The 15,041-nt window shown below is 59.6% G+C and carries 13 protein-coding genes; 5 read left to right on the top strand and 8 right to left on the bottom strand.

Translation table 11 applies throughout. The annotated features are described in order from the left end of the window. Positions 1-51: 51 nt before the first annotated feature. The 6 genes from ACJ8HB_RS15295 to rpmH all read right to left on the bottom strand — a co-directional run bounded on the left by ACJ8HB_RS15295 (position 52) and on the right by rpmH (position 5,312). Positions 52-1,365 carry a lysine N(6)-hydroxylase/L-ornithine N(5)-oxygenase family protein gene (locus ACJ8HB_RS15295; protein WP_047569956.1) on the bottom strand — a complete coding sequence of 438 codons (1,314 nt, stop codon included), beginning with the start codon at positions 1,363-1,365 and terminating at the stop codon, positions 52-54. Between the two features lie 107 nt (positions 1,366-1,472). Continuing rightward, positions 1,473-2,837, bottom strand: a complete 1,365-nt coding sequence (gene mnmE, locus ACJ8HB_RS15290) for a tRNA uridine-5-carboxymethylaminomethyl(34) synthesis GTPase MnmE (RefSeq protein WP_033649555.1) — start codon at positions 2,835-2,837, stop codon at positions 1,473-1,475. A gap of 96 nt (positions 2,838-2,933) precedes the next feature. Continuing rightward, positions 2,934-4,571: a membrane protein insertase YidC gene (gene yidC, locus ACJ8HB_RS15285; RefSeq protein ID WP_016929601.1), complete on the bottom strand. Its 1,638-nt coding sequence runs from the start codon at positions 4,569-4,571 to the stop codon at positions 2,934-2,936. Positions 4,572-4,573: 2 nt separating this feature from the next. Continuing rightward, positions 4,574-4,831, bottom strand: coding sequence for a membrane protein insertion efficiency factor YidD (yidD, locus tag ACJ8HB_RS15280; RefSeq protein ID WP_004933881.1), 258 nt, complete (start codon positions 4,829-4,831; stop codon positions 4,574-4,576). Beyond that, a complete protein-coding gene (rnpA, locus tag ACJ8HB_RS15275) occupies positions 4,795-5,154 on the bottom strand; it encodes a ribonuclease P protein component (RefSeq protein ID WP_004933883.1) in 360 nt (119 codons plus the stop codon). Before rnpA ends, yidD begins: the two co-directional genes overlap by 37 nt. Positions 5,155-5,171: 17 nt before the next feature. Continuing rightward, positions 5,172-5,312: a 50S ribosomal protein L34 gene (rpmH, locus tag ACJ8HB_RS15270; protein ID WP_000831330.1), complete on the bottom strand. Its 141-nt coding sequence runs from the start codon at positions 5,310-5,312 to the stop codon at positions 5,172-5,174. 682 nt (positions 5,313-5,994) lie between these two features. Between rpmH and dnaA the strand changes: the two genes are divergently transcribed. The 5 genes from dnaA to yidA all read left to right on the top strand — a co-directional run bounded on the left by dnaA (position 5,995) and on the right by yidA (position 12,999). Next, positions 5,995-7,389 (top strand): chromosomal replication initiator protein DnaA, encoded by a 1,395-nt coding sequence (gene dnaA / locus ACJ8HB_RS15265; protein WP_072021599.1) that lies wholly within the window; start codon positions 5,995-5,997, stop codon positions 7,387-7,389. Between the two features lie 4 nt (positions 7,390-7,393). Next, complete coding sequence (gene dnaN, locus ACJ8HB_RS15260) at positions 7,394-8,494, top strand: DNA polymerase III subunit beta (RefSeq protein ID WP_047569952.1); 1,101 nt, start codon at positions 7,394-7,396, stop codon at positions 8,492-8,494. Between the two features lie 45 nt (positions 8,495-8,539). After that, on the top strand, positions 8,540-9,625 hold the full coding sequence (gene recF, locus ACJ8HB_RS15255) for a DNA replication/repair protein RecF (protein ID WP_004933895.1): 1,086 nt from the start codon (positions 8,540-8,542) through the stop codon (positions 9,623-9,625). 18 nt (positions 9,626-9,643) lie between these two features. Beyond that, positions 9,644-12,058 (top strand): DNA topoisomerase (ATP-hydrolyzing) subunit B, encoded by a 2,415-nt coding sequence (gyrB, locus tag ACJ8HB_RS15250; RefSeq protein ID WP_047569951.1) that lies wholly within the window; start codon positions 9,644-9,646, stop codon positions 12,056-12,058. Between the two features lie 125 nt (positions 12,059-12,183). Next, a complete protein-coding gene (gene yidA, locus ACJ8HB_RS15245) occupies positions 12,184-12,999 on the top strand; it encodes a sugar-phosphatase (RefSeq protein ID WP_033649554.1) in 816 nt (271 codons plus the stop codon). 25 nt (positions 13,000-13,024) lie between these two features. Here the strand turns inward: yidA and ACJ8HB_RS15240 are convergent, their stop codons facing one another. Together ACJ8HB_RS15240 and ACJ8HB_RS15235 are read right to left on the bottom strand one after the other, a co-directional pair. Beyond that, the gene (locus ACJ8HB_RS15240) at positions 13,025-13,966 is read right to left on the bottom strand and encodes an ornithine cyclodeaminase family protein (RefSeq protein WP_047569949.1); all 942 of its coding nucleotides are present in this window, start codon (positions 13,964-13,966) and stop codon (positions 13,025-13,027) included. After that, positions 13,953-14,921, bottom strand: coding sequence for a threonine/serine dehydratase (locus ACJ8HB_RS15235; protein ID WP_047569947.1), 969 nt, complete (start codon positions 14,919-14,921; stop codon positions 13,953-13,955). Before ACJ8HB_RS15235 ends, ACJ8HB_RS15240 begins: the two co-directional genes overlap by 14 nt. Positions 14,922-15,041: the final 120 nt, after the last annotated feature.

Below are 15,041 nucleotides of genomic sequence, written 5' to 3'. Positions count from 1 at the left end.
GATTAAGACTAAGTTGAGGATTTATCATCAAAAAACGCTATGCGGATTATCCTATTTATCAGCGGTGGTAGAGATATCGCCCGGCGCGGCATCGCTCCACCATTGGATCATTGATGCGTTCGGTGCCAAATCAAAGCATGGCTTACCCAGCAAGTGATTGAGGATGCGGGCTGAACGCCAGGCCATCAGGCTCAGTCCGCCTTCTGCGCTGCCGTGGCTATGTATTCCGGCATTAACCGCATAAATTCGATTTTGCTCCGGCCCGAGCCAGTCCAGATTAAAATTCGGCAGTAGCGGCAGATGCTGTTCCGCATCGAGAGGAATGCGCGGCAGCAAGGGTTTCAGGTAAGCGGGCAGCGAAGCGCGATAGCCGGTGGCCAGAATGATGATATCGGCCCTGAAACTTTCCTGGCGATTTTCCAGGCCGTGAAGCGTGCGCAGATGAAAAGCTTCACCCATTGATTCGATGGCCAGTAGGGTGCGATGAGGCAGTAAACGCACATTGCGCGTCTGGCGCATCACGTCAAAACGCATATATAGCTCACGGTACAGGGTTCGCAGCGTATGATTGCTGATGCCGTCTGCCGGCAATTTCTGTGTTTTGATTTCACGCTCGCGGATTTCTGACGGCAGTGTATAGAAATAGTCGACGTATTCGGGAGTGAAATATTCGTTGGTGAAGGGGGACTCGTCCAGCGGCTGAAAATTGGGACGGCGCGAGAGCCAGTCCAGCTGCGCCGGTTCGCCCCAGTGCCCCTGCAATGCGTTCAAAAACACATCGGCGCCGCTTTGGCCGCCGCCCACCACCATAACTCGCTTGCCGCTGAAGTCCGGATTGCGCAGGGCTATTTCGGCGGCATGCATGCAGTTTTCGCCCAGCGCCGGGTAAAACGCTTTCGGTAACCAAGGGTTATGGCCGGTGCCCAGACAGATATTTTTCGCCCACAGCGTCTGATCATGGGTGGTTACCTTGAACAAACTCTTTTCATCGTCAAAATCAATGCGCTCTACGGACTGTGAAAACTGTAGCCCGTCTAATCTTTCGCAGGCCCAGCGTAGATAGTCGGAAAATTCTTCTCGGCTGATAATTTGCTGCTCGGTGATTAAAAACCGATAAATTTTTTTCTGTTCTACCAAGTAATTAATAAATGAAAATTGGCTGCGAGGGCTGACGGCGGTAACCAAATCCTGCAGCACATATGTCTGCATATAAGCGGAAGGCAGCAGCATGCCGGGGTGCCAGCGGAAGCTCGCGTTACGATCGAGAAAGGTATAGTTGACGGCGCCGCTTTCGGCGGCCAGAGCGGCCAGACTGAGATTGAAAGGCCCCAATCCCACGCCAATCAAGTCTAAAGGTTCGTTCATTTAAGCTTATCTCTCACGCGGAAAAATTGATGAGATAAGCTTAGGTGAGTTTTGGCGCCGGAGACGTAAAATGCGGGCGCCGAAGAGGATATGGCACCCGCAGGCGATTATTTGCCGATGCAGAAGCTGGAGAAGATGCGGCCCAGCAGATCGTCGGAGGTGAATTCGCCGGTGATTTCGCTCAAGGCCAGCTGCGCCTGGCGCAGTTCCTCTGCCAGCAGCTCGCCCGCGTAAGCGCTCACTAACTGTTCTTTGCCCTGCACCAGGTGCTGTGCCGCCAGCTCCAGCGCCTGCAGGTGGCGGCGGCGCGCCAGGAAGCCGCCTTCCATGTTGCTGGTGAAGCCCATGCTCTGTTTCAGATGATCGCGCAGCACATCGACGCCTTCGCCGGTGCGGGCCGACAGGCGAATAAGTGAGTGGTTGTTCACTTCTGTCAGACCCAGCGTTTCACCGGTGATGTCGGCCTTGTTGCGCACCACGGTGATCGGCAGCGTGCCCGGCAGGCGCGCCATAAACTCCGGCCAGATCTCCGCCGGCTCGGTGGCGGCGGTGGTGGTGCCGTCGACCATAAACAGCACTCTGTCGGCCTGTTCGATCTCGTTCCATGCACGTTCGATGCCGATGCGCTCCACTTCGTCGCTGGCGTCGCGCAGGCCAGCGGTGTCGATGATGTGTAGCGGCATGCCGTCGATATGGATATGTTCGCGCAGGACGTCGCGGGTGGTGCCGGCGATATCGGTGACGATCGCCGCCTCGCGCCCGGCCAACGCATTGAGCAGGCTGGATTTACCGGCGTTGGGGCGCCCGGCGATCACTACCTTCATCCCTTCGCGCAGCAGGCTGCCCTGGCGCGCTTCGCCGCGCACGCTATCCAGATCCGCCATCACGTCGTTGAGTTGTGCTTCGATTTTACCGTCGGACAGGAAGTCGATTTCCTCGTCCGGGAAGTCGATCGCCGCTTCCACGTAGATTCGCAGGTGAGTGAGCGCTTCCACGAGCTGGTGGATGCGGGTGGAAAATGCCCCCTGCAGCGAGTTCATCGCCGAGCGCGCCGCCTGCTCGGAGCTGGCGTCGATCAGATCGGCGATCGCTTCGGCCTGCGCCAAATCGAGCTTGTCGTTGAGAAACGCGCGTTCGGAGAACTCGCCGGGCCGGGCGATGCGCACGTCGGGCAGCGCCAGCACGCGCTTGAGCAACAGATCGAGGATCACCGGCCCGCCGTGGCCCTGCAGTTCCAGCACGTCTTCGCCGGTAAAGGAGTTCGGCCCCGGGAACCACAGCGCGATGCCCTGATCGAGGGTGGCGCCGGCAGCGTCGCGGAACGGCAGATAGTCAGCGTAGCGCGGCTTCGGCAGCTTGCCGAGCAACGCCTGGGCGACGTCTTTGGCCTTGCTTCCGGAAATGCGCAGAATGCCGACGCCGCCGCGTCCCGGCGGGGTGGCTTGGGCTACGATGGTATCGGTGGTGCTCATAACGGTTCTCTCTGACGATTAAGATGCAAAAAGGCGGTCTAATGACCGCCTTTGGGGTGACTGCAAGGGTCGGCGCGCCGAACCCCTACAATACGCTTAGCTTTTTTTCTTGTCGCGGCTGTGCAGACCGCGTTTTTCCAGACCACGGTAAATCAGCTGCTGCTGCAGGATGGTCACCAGGTTACTGACGATGTAGTACAGCACCAGACCGGACGGGAACCACAGGAAGAACACTGTGAAGATCACCGGCATGAAGGTCATGATTTTCTGCTGCATCGGGTCAGTCACGGTGGTCGGCGACATCTTCTGAATGAAGAACATCGTCACGCCCATCAGGATTGGCAGGATGTAGTACGGGTCTTGCGCCGACAGGTCATGGATCCACAGGGCGAACGGCGCGTGGCGCAGCTCGACCGAACCCATCAGCATATAGTACAGCGCCAGGAAGATCGGCATCTGAATGATCAGCGGCAGGCAGCCGCCGAGCGGGTTCACTTTCTCCGCTTTGTACAGCGCCATCATCTCTTGGCTCATGCGCTGCTTGTCATCGCCGATGCGCTCGCGCATCGCCTGCAGCTTCGGCTGCAGCATGCGCATTTTCGCCATCGAGGTGTACTGCGCCTTGGTCAGCGGGTACATGATGCCGCGCACGATGAAGGTGATGATGATGATGGAGAAGCCCCAGTTACCGATAAAGCCGTGGATGAACTTCAGCAGTTTGAACAGCGGCTGGGAGATGAACCACAGCCAGCCGTAATCCACGGTCAGATCCAGGTGCGGCGCCAGCTGGGCCATCTGGTCCTGCAGCTCCGGGCCGACCCACAGGGTCGCGTTCAGCTGCTGCTGAGCGCCCGGCTGCACCACGACCGGCGTAGATTTGAAGCCGATGGTGGACAGGTTGTCGCCCGGTTTGGCGGTGTAGAAGGTGTTGTCACCCTTGGTCGCCGGCACCCACGCGGTAGCGAAGTACTGTTGCAGCATGGCGACCCAACCGTCTTTGGTGGTGACGCTCAGGTTTTCGTCTTTGTCGAACGCGTATTTTTGGTACTTGTCCTCGCTGGACGAGTACGCCGCGCCGCGGAAGGTGTGCAGCGCGAAGTTGCTGCTGCCGGTGTCGCGGTGTTTAGGCAATTCGGTGGTTTGCTTCAGCTGGCCGAACAGGGTCAGCTCCAGCGGCGTCGCGCCTTTGTTGTCGATGCTGTAATCCACGCCGACCGCATAGTGGTTGCGTTTGAGCACGAAGGTCTTGGTGTAGACTGCGCCGTCTTTATCGGTGTAGGTCAGCGGGATGCGCAGCTCGTCCTGGCCTTCCGGCAGGGTGTAGCTGTCTTGCGCCGCCTGATACAGCGGGCGTTCGCCGTTGGCCGGGTTGTCCGGGCCGTTTTTACCGGTCAGGCCGCTTTGCGCCTGATAGACGAACGACGGAGTGGTTTCCAGCAGTTGGAACGGAGTCGATGAACCCAGAGTATCCGGGTAGGCCAACAGTTTAGCCTGCTCGATATCGCCACCACGGGTGTTGATGGTCAGTGACAGCACGTCGGTGTTCACGGTAATCAGCTTACCCTGACCACTGGCTGGCACGGCCTGGCTGGCGGCATCACCGGCTACTGCGTTCGAAGTCTGTTGCGTGGTCTGTGCGGCCGGCTGCGGAGCGTTGTCCGTTTGCCATGCCTGCCAGATCATGAAAGACACGAACAGCAGAGCGATGAGGAGAAGATTGCGTTGCGAATCCATCGTTAGTGTTCTCTGTTATCGTCGGTTTTTGGCGGCACCGGATCATCGCCACCTGGGTTCAAAGGGTGGCATTTTAATACGCGTTTCAATGCTAACCAACTGCCTTTTATCATGCCAAACCTGCTTAATGCCTCAATTGCGTAATGAGAGCATGTCGGCTGGAAGCGACAACGAGGCCCTAGCAGCGGACTGATGACGAGCTGATAGGCCCGCACCAGCCCGATCAGGATGCGGGAGCCTGGCGACAGTGGCGACGCCATAATTTATCCAAAGCTTCCGTCAGCGCGCGGTTATCCAAATCCGCTATCCCCTTTTTGGCCACCACGACAAAATCCATCGCCGGTAATTCGTGCTGGCGCAGGCGGAAGCTTTCGCGGGTTAGGCGTTTGATCCGATTACGCTCGTGCGCGCGTTTGACGTGTTTTTTGGCGACGGTAAGACCGATGCGGGGATGCCCCAGCTGGTTCAGGCGGCCGAGGATGGTAATTTGCGGCGTGCCAGCCCGTTGTGGCTGCTGGAAGACGAAAGTGAAATGAGTGGGAGTTAACAAACGTAACTCCCTGGGAAAAGCGAGCTTAACCACTCAGCGGGTTAGCTTTATTACTTAGAAACAGTCAGACGAGCACGGCCTTTCGCACGACGGCGGGCCAGAACTTGACGACCATTTTTGGTGGCCATACGAGCACGGAAACCGTGGCTACGGTTGCGCTTCAATACGGACGGTTGGAAAGTGCGTTTCATAGCGATTTCTACCTAAACTTAAAATAATTACTGATCAGTAAACGCGTTTGGCTACTCGGCGTGAAGATGACCGACGCCTCAATCGCAATACATAAAGAAGCGGGATTGTAATAATTGTACAGTCCTGAGTCAATTCGCATCGCGCCAGCCTACCTGGTTGTCTGCCAATAACGGAACAAAATCCGGTCTTGGCCCGTGGTCACCGCAGAATCCTGTCTGGCTAATGACGCACCATAAGGAACCAGGTATCACACGTAGGGCGAAGATTATACGGACTCGGGGTGAAATCGCAAGGATCCCCGAGAGATCCTTTGCGCGCGATCGCAGGATCCGGCGTGGATAACAGGGTATAACCGGTTGACAATGTAAAAAATGCGGCGCAGCGGCCGGGATCTGCGCGGTCATCCGGCGCCGACGGTGAAAAGATCGCCGCCGGCCGCGGCCTGTGGATAAAATGGATCTAATCTGTGAGGAAGGGGAGGATCTCTTGCGCGGATTGCGCTATGATCCGTCATTCCGATCGCGATCCCTCATGCCGGGATCGTGAGGGACACAAACCGTGAAAGGCGGTTCGCATCCCCCACAGGCAAATCGCCGATGCCGGGTATGTGTCAAAAATCATGAGTTATAAAAAAGTTGCCCGTTTCTTTTCTTTATTGATCTTGTTCGAGTGGAGTCCGCCGTGTCACTTTCGCTTTGGCAGCAGTGTCTTGCCCGATTGCAGGATGAGTTACCTGCCACAGAATTTAGTATGTGGATACGCCCATTGCAGGCGGAACTGAGTGACAACACCTTGGCGCTGTATGCGCCTAACCGCTTTGTGCTGGATTGGGTTCGCGATAAGTACTTAAACAACATCAATGGTCTGCTGAATGATTTCTGCGGCACGGACGCGCCTTTGCTGCGTTTTGAGGTCGGCAGCAAGCCGATCGCGCAGGTGATCAGCCAGACCGTGACCGCCAGCGTCAGCAGCGCCCCTGCGGCCCCCGCGGCGCGCACGGCCGCGCCTTTGCGCCCGAGCTGGGACAACGCGGCGGCGCAACCCGAGCTCTCTTACCGCTCCAACGTCAACCCCAAACACACCTTTGACAACTTCGTCGAGGGTAAGTCCAACCAATTGGCGCGCGCGGCGGCTCGTCAGGTGGCGGACAACCCGGGCGGCGCCTATAACCCGCTGTTCCTGTATGGCGGCACCGGCCTGGGTAAAACCCACCTGCTGCACGCGGTCGGCAACGGCATCATGGCGCGCAAGGCCAACGCCAAAGTGGTCTACATGCACTCGGAACGCTTCGTGCAGGACATGGTCAAAGCGTTGCAGAACAACGCCATCGAAGAGTTTAAGCGTTACTACCGTTCGGTCGACGCCTTGCTGATCGATGACATCCAATTCTTCGCCAACAAGGAGCGTTCGCAGGAAGAGTTCTTCCATACCTTTAACGCTCTGTTGGAAGGCAATCAGCAGATCATCCTGACCTCGGATCGCTACCCTAAAGAGATCAACGGGGTGGAAGATCGTCTGAAGTCGCGCTTCGGCTGGGGGCTGACGGTGGCGATCGAGCCGCCGGAGCTGGAAACCCGCGTGGCGATCCTGATGAAAAAGGCCGACGAAAACGACATCCGCCTGCCGGGCGAAGTGGCGTTCTTCATCGCCAAGCGCCTGCGTTCCAACGTGCGTGAGCTCGAAGGGGCGCTGAACCGCGTGATCGCCAACGCCAACTTTACCGGCCGGTCCATCACCATCGATTTCGTGCGCGAAGCGCTGCGCGATCTGCTGGCGCTGCAGGAAAAGCTGGTCACCATCGACAATATTCAAAAGACGGTGGCGGAGTATTACAAGATTAAAGTCGCGGATTTGCTGTCCAAGCGGCGTTCGCGATCCGTTGCCCGCCCGCGCCAGATGGCGATGGCGCTGGCGAAGGAACTCACCAACCACAGCCTGCCGGAAATCGGCGATGCGTTTGGTGGCCGCGACCATACCACGGTGTTGCACGCCTGCCGGAAGATCGAGCAGCTGCGTGAGGAAAGTCACGACATCAAAGAAGATTTCTCCAATTTAATCAGAACATTATCTTCATAGCGCTATGAAATTTATCGTTGAACGTGAGCATCTGCTAAAACCGCTGCAACAGGTAAGCAGCCCGCTGGGCGGCCGCCCGACCTTGCCGATCCTGGGCAACCTGCTGCTGCAGGTGACGGAAGGCTCCCTGCTGCTGACCGGCACCGATCTGGAGATGGAGATGGTGGCGCGCGTCACCCTGTCCCAACCGCACGAGCCGGGCGCGACCACCGTGCCCGCGCGCAAATTCTTTGATATCTGCCGCGGCCTGCCGGAAGGGGCGGAGATCGCCGTCACGCTGGAGAGCGAGCGCATGCTGGTGCGGTCCGGCCGCAGCCGCTTCTCGCTGTCCACGCTGCCGGCGGCGGACTTCCCGAACCTGGACGACTGGCAGAGCGAGGTGGAGTTCACCTTGCCGCAGGCGACGCTGAAGCGCCTGATCGAAGCCACCCAGTTCTCGATGGCCCATCAGGACGTGCGTTACTACCTGAACGGCATGCTGTTTGAAACCGAAGGCGAAGAGCTGCGCACCGTCGCGACCGACGGCCACCGCCTGGCGGTGTGCTCGATGCCGATCGGCCAACAGCTGCCGTCCCATTCGGTGATCGTGCCGCGTAAAGGGGTGATGGAGCTGGTGCGTCTGCTGGACGGCGGCGATTCGCTGCTGCAGCTGCAGATCGGCAGCAACAACATTCGCGCCCACGTCGGCGATTTCATCTTCACCTCCAAGCTGGTTGACGGCCGTTTCCCGGACTATCGCCGCGTCTTGCCGAAGAACCCGGATAAAACGCTGGAAGCCGGCTGCGATCTGCTCAAGCAGGCGTTTGCCCGCGCGGCCATTCTCTCGAACGAGAAATTCCGCGGCGTGCGGCTGTACGTCAGCCAGAACCAGCTGAAGATCACCGCCAACAACCCGGAGCAGGAAGAGGCGGAAGAGATCCTCGACGTCAGCTACGACGGCGCGGAGATGGAGATCGGCTTCAACGTCAGCTACGTGCTGGACGTGTTGAACGCGCTCAAGTGTGAAGACGTGCGCCTGCTGTTGACCGATTCGGTCTCCAGCGTGCAGATCGAAGACGGCGCCAGCCAGGCGGCGGCCTACGTTGTCATGCCAATGCGGTTGTAGTCTCGTTACCTTGAATTACAGCACCGTCATCGGTAAAGAGATTGCATGGCTCTGACGCGTTTATTGATTAAAGACTTCCGCAATATCGAGGCGGCGGATTTGGCGCTGGCGCCGGGATTCAACTTCCTGGTCGGCGCCAACGGCAGCGGCAAGACCAGCGTGCTGGAAGCGGTGTATACGCTCGGCCACGGCCGCGCCTTTCGCAGCCTGCAGGCCGGTCGGGTGATCCGCCACGACCAGCCGGAGTTCGTGCTGCACGGCCGCATCGAAGGCGCGGAGCGCGAGCTGTCGGTAGGATTGAGCAAGAGCCGTCAGGGTGACAGCAAAGTACGCATCGATGGCAGCGATGGCCACAAGGTGGCCGAGCTGGCGCAGCTGCTGCCCATGCAACTGATCACCCCCGAAGGTTTTACCCTGCTGAACGGCGGGCCGAAATTCCGGCGCGCCTTCCTGGACTGGGGCTGTTTTCATAACGAACCCGGTTTTTTCACCGCCTGGAGCAACCTGAAACGGTTACTGAAGCAGCGCAATGCCGCGCTGCGCCAGGTGAGTCGCTATGCGCAGATCCGCGCCTGGGATCAGGAACTGATCCCGCTCGCGGAGCGCATCAGCGAATGGCGGGCGGAATACAGCGACGCGATCGCCGCGGATATTACCGCGACCTGCGCGCAGTTTCTGCCTGAATTCGCCCTGAGCTTCTCCTTCCAGCGCGGCTGGGACAAAGAGAGCGACTACGGCGAGCTGCTGGAGCGCCAGTTTGAGCGAGACAGGGCATTGACCTATACCGCGGTGGGGCCGCATAAAGCGGACTTTCGCATTCGTGCCGACGGCACGCCGGTAGAGGATTTGTTATCGCGCGGTCAGCTTAAACTGCTGATGTGCGCGTTGCGCTTGGCGCAGGGTGAGTTTCTCACCCGGCAGAGCGGGCGGCGTTGCCTGTATCTGATTGATGATTTTGCCTCCGAGCTGGACACCGGCCGTCGCCGGTTGCTGGCCGATCGCCTGAAAGCCACCCAGGCCCAGGTTTTTGTCAGCGCGGTGAGCGCTGAACAAGTGACCGACATGGCCGGTGAAAAGGGCAAGATGTTCCGCGTGGAACAGGGTAAAATAGAGGTTCAACCACAGGACTAAAATGAGCGAGAAACGTTGATGTCGAATTCTTATGACTCCTCAAGTATCAAGGTATTAAAAGGGCTGGATGCGGTGCGCAAGCGCCCGGGCATGTATATCGGCGATACCGATGACGGCACCGGTCTGCACCACATGGTATTCGAGGTTGTGGACAACGCTATCGACGAAGCGCTCGCGGGCCACTGTAGTGACATTCAGGTCACCATCCATGCCGACAACTCGGTATCGGTACAGGATGACGGCCGCGGCATTCCGACCGGCATTCACCCGGAAGAAGGGGTTTCAGCCGCAGAGGTCATCATGACCGTGCTGCACGCCGGCGGTAAATTCGACGACAACTCCTATAAGGTTTCCGGCGGCCTGCACGGCGTGGGCGTCTCGGTGGTTAACGCCCTGTCGGAGAAACTGGAGCTGGTGATCCGCCGCGAAGGCAAAGTGCACGAACAGACTTACAGCCACGGCGAGCCGCAGGCGCCGCTGACCGTGGTGGGCGAAACCGAACAGACGGGCACCATGGTGCGCTTCTGGCCGAGCCACCAGACCTTCACCAATGTGACCGATTTCGAGTACGACATTCTGGCCAAGCGTCTGCGCGAGCTGTCCTTCCTCAACTCCGGCGTGTCTATCCGCCTGAAGGACAAGCGCACCGACCGTGAAGACCACTTCCATTACGAAGGCGGCATCAAGGCGTTTGTCGAGTACCTGAACAAGAACAAAACCCCGATCCACCCGAACGTGTTCTACTTCTCGACCGTGAAAGACGACATCGGCGTGGAAGTGGCGCTGCAGTGGAACGACGGTTTCCAGGAAAACATCTACTGCTTCACCAACAACATTCCGCAGCGCGACGGCGGCACGCACCTGGTCGGTTTCCGTACCGCGATGACCCGTACGCTGAACAGCTACATGGAGAAGGAAGGCTACAGCAAGAAGGCCAAGGTCAGCGCCACCGGCGATGACGCGCGTGAAGGTCTGATCGCCGTGGTGTCGGTGAAGGTGCCGGATCCCAAGTTCTCTTCTCAGACCAAGGACAAGCTGGTCTCTTCCGAGGTGAAAACCGCGGTTGAAACGCTGATGAACGAGAAGCTGGTGGATTACCTGATGGAGAATCCGGGCGACGCGAAAATCGTGGTCGGCAAAATCATCGACGCGGCGCGCGCGCGCGAAGCGGCGCGTAAAGCGCGTGAGATGACCCGCCGCAAAGGCGCGCTGGATCTGGCCGGCCTGCCGGGCAAACTGGCGGACTGCCAGGAACGCGATCCGGCGCTGTCCGAACTGTACCTGGTGGAAGGGGACTCCGCGGGCGGCTCTGCCAAGCAGGGGCGCAACCGCAAGAACCAGGCTATCTTGCCGCTGAAGGGGAAAATCCTCAACGTCGAGAAAGCGCGTTTCGACAAAATGCTCTCCTCGCAGGAAGTGGCGACGCTGATCACCGCGCTGGGTTGCGGCATCGGCCGCGACGAGTACAGCCCGGACAAGCTGCGTTACCACAGCATCATCATCATGACCGATGCCGACGTCGACGGTTCGCACATCCGTACGCTGCTGTTGACCTTCTTCTACCGCCAGATGCCGGAAATCATCGAGCGTGGCCACGTGTTTATCGCGCAGCCGCCGCTGTACAAGGTGAAGAAAGGCAAGCAGGAGCAGTACATCAAAGATGACGAGGCGATGGATCAGTATCAGATCGCCATCGCGATGGACGGCGCTACGCTGCATACCAATGCCAGCGCACCGGCGCTCGGCGGCGAGCAGCTGGAAAAACTGGTGGCAGAACACTATGCCGTGCAGAAGCTGATCGGCCGCATGGAGCGCCGCTATCCGCGCGCGCTACTGAACAACCTGATCTATCAGCCGACGCTGAACGAAGGCGATCTCAGCGATGAAGCCAAGGTGAAAACCTGGATCGCTTCGCTGGTGCAGGCGCTGAACGACAAAGAGCAGCACGGCAGCAGCTATGACTTCGTGATCTTCGAGAACCGCGAACGCCAGATGTTCGAACCGGCGCTGCGCATCCGCACCCACGGCGTGGATACCGACTATAAGCTGGACTTCGACTTCATCCACGGCGGCGAATACCGCAAGATCTGCCAGCTGGGCGAGAAGCTGCGCGGGCTGATCGAAGACGGTGCGTTCATCGAGCGTGGCGAACGTCGTCAGCCGGTAGACAGCTTCGAGCAGGCGCTGGAGTGGCTGGTGAAAGAGTCGCGCCGCGGCCTGTCGGTGCAGCGCTATAAAGGCCTGGGCGAGATGAACCCGGAGCAGCTGTGGGAAACCACCATGGATCCGGAAAGCCGCCGCATGCTGCGCGTGACCGTCAAGGACGCCATCGCTGCCGATCAGCTGTTCACCACGCTGATGGGCGATGCGGTTGAACCGCGCCGCGCCTTTATCGAAGAAAACGCCCTGAAAGCGGCGAACATCGATATCTGATGCGTTAATGGCTGTGAAAATCCGCGCCGGGCGACCCGCGCGGATTTTTTTTGCGCCTTTTTTGGCGCTGACAGCCAAGGCTGAAACGCGTTAGCATGGGAAAAAACCACTGGGAGAAGCGTTGAATGGCTATTGAACTGATTGCGATCGACATGGACGGCACGTTGCTGGATCCGCAGCACCAAATCACGCCGGCGGTAAAGCAGGCTATCGCGGCGGCGCGGCGCAAAGGGGTGCACGTGGTGCTGGCCACCGGGCGGCCTTATGTCGGCGTGCAGGACTATCTGCGCCAGTTGGACATTCAGGGCCCCGGCGATTTTTGCATAACCTACAACGGCGCGCTGGTGCTGCGCGCGGCCGACGGCGCCTGTATTCTGCAGGAAACCCTGGGTTTTGAGGACTATCTGCACTTCGAGCAGATGGCGCGCGAGCTCGGCGTTCACTACCAGGCGTTTGACTTCGACACCCTGTATACCCCGAACAAAGACATCGGCAAATACACCATACACGAGGCGGAAATGACCGGTATTCCGTTGAAATACCGCAGCGTGGAGGAGATGGATCGCCAGATGCGTTTCCCGAAAGTGATGATGATCGACGAGCCGGCGCTGCTGGACAACGCGATTGCGCGCATCCCGGCGGAAACGCGCGAGCGTTACACCATTCTGAAAAGCGCGCCTTACTACCTCGAAATCCTGCATAAGAACGTCGATAAGGGCGCCGGGGTGAGAATGCTGGCCGAGCACCTCGGCGTGGCGCGGGAAAACATCATGACGCTGGGGGATCAGGCCAACGATACGGCGATGATCGAGTATGCCGGCGTCGGCGTGGCGATGGGCAACGCCATTCCCGAGCTGAAAGCGGTGGCGCAGTTTGTCACCGGCGCCAATACCGAAGACGGCGTGGCGCGCGCCATCGAGAAGTTCGTGCTCAACGCCTGATCAAGTGGGGCGCTGCGGCGCCCCTTTATATTGCCGCCAACACCCCTTTGGCGATCTGCAGATCCTGAATCGCCAGCCCGGTAAGATCGGCGATGGTGATGTGCTGCGGCTCGGTTCGCAACCGCCCACCCTGCGCCAAGACGGCGCCCATTTCGACGATTGGCGTTGAAATCAGCCTATTTTGCCGATAAGCCGTCGCGATCTCGCCATAGTCAGCGCACTGCGCCAGCGCATCGACCAGCAGTGCGTCCGCGCGAGCCACCAGATCGGTCGCCAGCTCCTGCTTGCCGGGCGCGTCGGCACCCACGGCGGTGATGTGCGTGCCGGGCCGAATATCCGCCGCCTGTAAAATCGGTTCGCGGCTGGGCGTGGTAGTGACGATCAGCTGACAGTGCGCCGCCAGTTCCGCCGCATCCTGCGTAACCCGCACCCGAAAACCTTCGGCCTCGGCTTCGCGCCGATACGCCGCCAGCGCCTGATCGTTGCGGCCCCACACCCACACTTCGCGGCAATCGGTCACCGGTTTCAGACATTGCAGCTGCAGCCGGGCCTGCAGGCCGGTGCCGACCATGCCGATCGCCTGAATATGCGGCGGCGCGCACAGTTCGGCGGCGATGCGGCCGGCCAGTGCGGTGCGCAGCGCGGTCAGCCAGCCCTCATCCAGCAGCAGCGCCCGAGGTTCGCCGGTCTGGGCGGAGAACGCCATCACCAGCCCCTGATTGCTGGCCAAACCGCGTTCGGCGTTGCGATAGAAACCGGCGGAGACCTTGACCACGAACATCTCTTCGCCTTCCAGCCAGGCGGATTTGATGCAGCAATCGCCGGCGGCCTGTTCGAACAGGAAGTGCTGCACCGGCGGCTGTTGCACCCGCCGCTGCGAATAGGCGATAAAACCCTGCTTCAGCAGCGCGGTTATGGCCTCGGCGTCGAACGCGGCGAGGATTTGCTGCCGATTAAGGATGTGCATCGGCGATGGCCTTGAGGTACTTCTCCAGCACGATATTTTTACCGCACAGCACCACCGCCACTTTTTTCCCCTGGTATTCCGGCGCCAGTTTAATCGCCGCCGCCAGCGCCACGCCGGCCGCGCCTTCGATAATCCACCGATCGCTGGCGGCGATCCGGCGCATCGCGTGCTTGATCTCCGTCTCGCTGACCAGCACTTTGCGGTCGATCAGCTGTTGGCACAGCGGGAAGGTCACGGCGCCCGGCTCGACGCCGCCGGCGGTGCCGTCGGACAGGGTGTCTTGCTCTTCCACCGGGAAGATATGGCCCGCTTCCAGCGCGCAGTACATGCTGGTGGCGTTTTCCGGCCAGCAGGCGATAAGCTGCGTGTTCGGCGACAATTGCCGCAAAACGGTGCCGATACCGGCGATATAGCCACCGCCGCCGACCGCCACGAACACGGCGTCCAGACCGGTGAGCTGTTCAACCAGCTCCATGCCGCAGGTGCCCTGGCCGGCGATCACCTGCTCGTCGTTATACGGCGAGATATAGGTTTTTCCCTGTTCGCGTGCGGCCTGTTCCCCCGCCAGTTCGGCGTTCAGCGCATCGCCCGGCATTAGTTCCACGGTGCCGCCCAGCGCGCGGATGGTGTCTAGCTTGATGCTCGCCGCCGTCTCTGGCGCATAAACCGTGACGCCAACGCCCATCAGCTGCCCCGCCAAAGCGACCGCCTGGCCGTGGTTGCCGGTAGAGGCGGCGATCACGCCGCGCCGGCGTTGCTCGCTATCCAGTAACCTTAGCTTGTTGCTGGCGCCGCGAAATTTAAAGGAGCCGGTGTGCTGCAGATGGTCGCATTTCAGATACAGCTCGCAGCCCAGCTGCTGTGAAAGCAGCACGCTGCGCTCCAATGGCGTGACCCGTACCTGAGGGCGCAGCTGTTGATGGGCAGAAACAATGGCATCGAAGAGGGGGTTCATACCGGCTCCAGAGTTTTTGTACTTAAAAATCCAGTTTGTACTTTTTTGTATTGATTGTAAACCCCGTCGCCCGGCCGCCGGGCAAAAGCGGGCACGGCGTAATGTGATCGCACTGGCGGC

This window comes from Serratia sp. CY27727, from assembly GCF_052169275.1.
Lineage (GTDB): Bacteria > Pseudomonadota > Gammaproteobacteria > Enterobacterales > Enterobacteriaceae > Serratia > Serratia sarumanii.
This window is presented reverse-complemented; position numbering and strand designations above follow the sequence as displayed.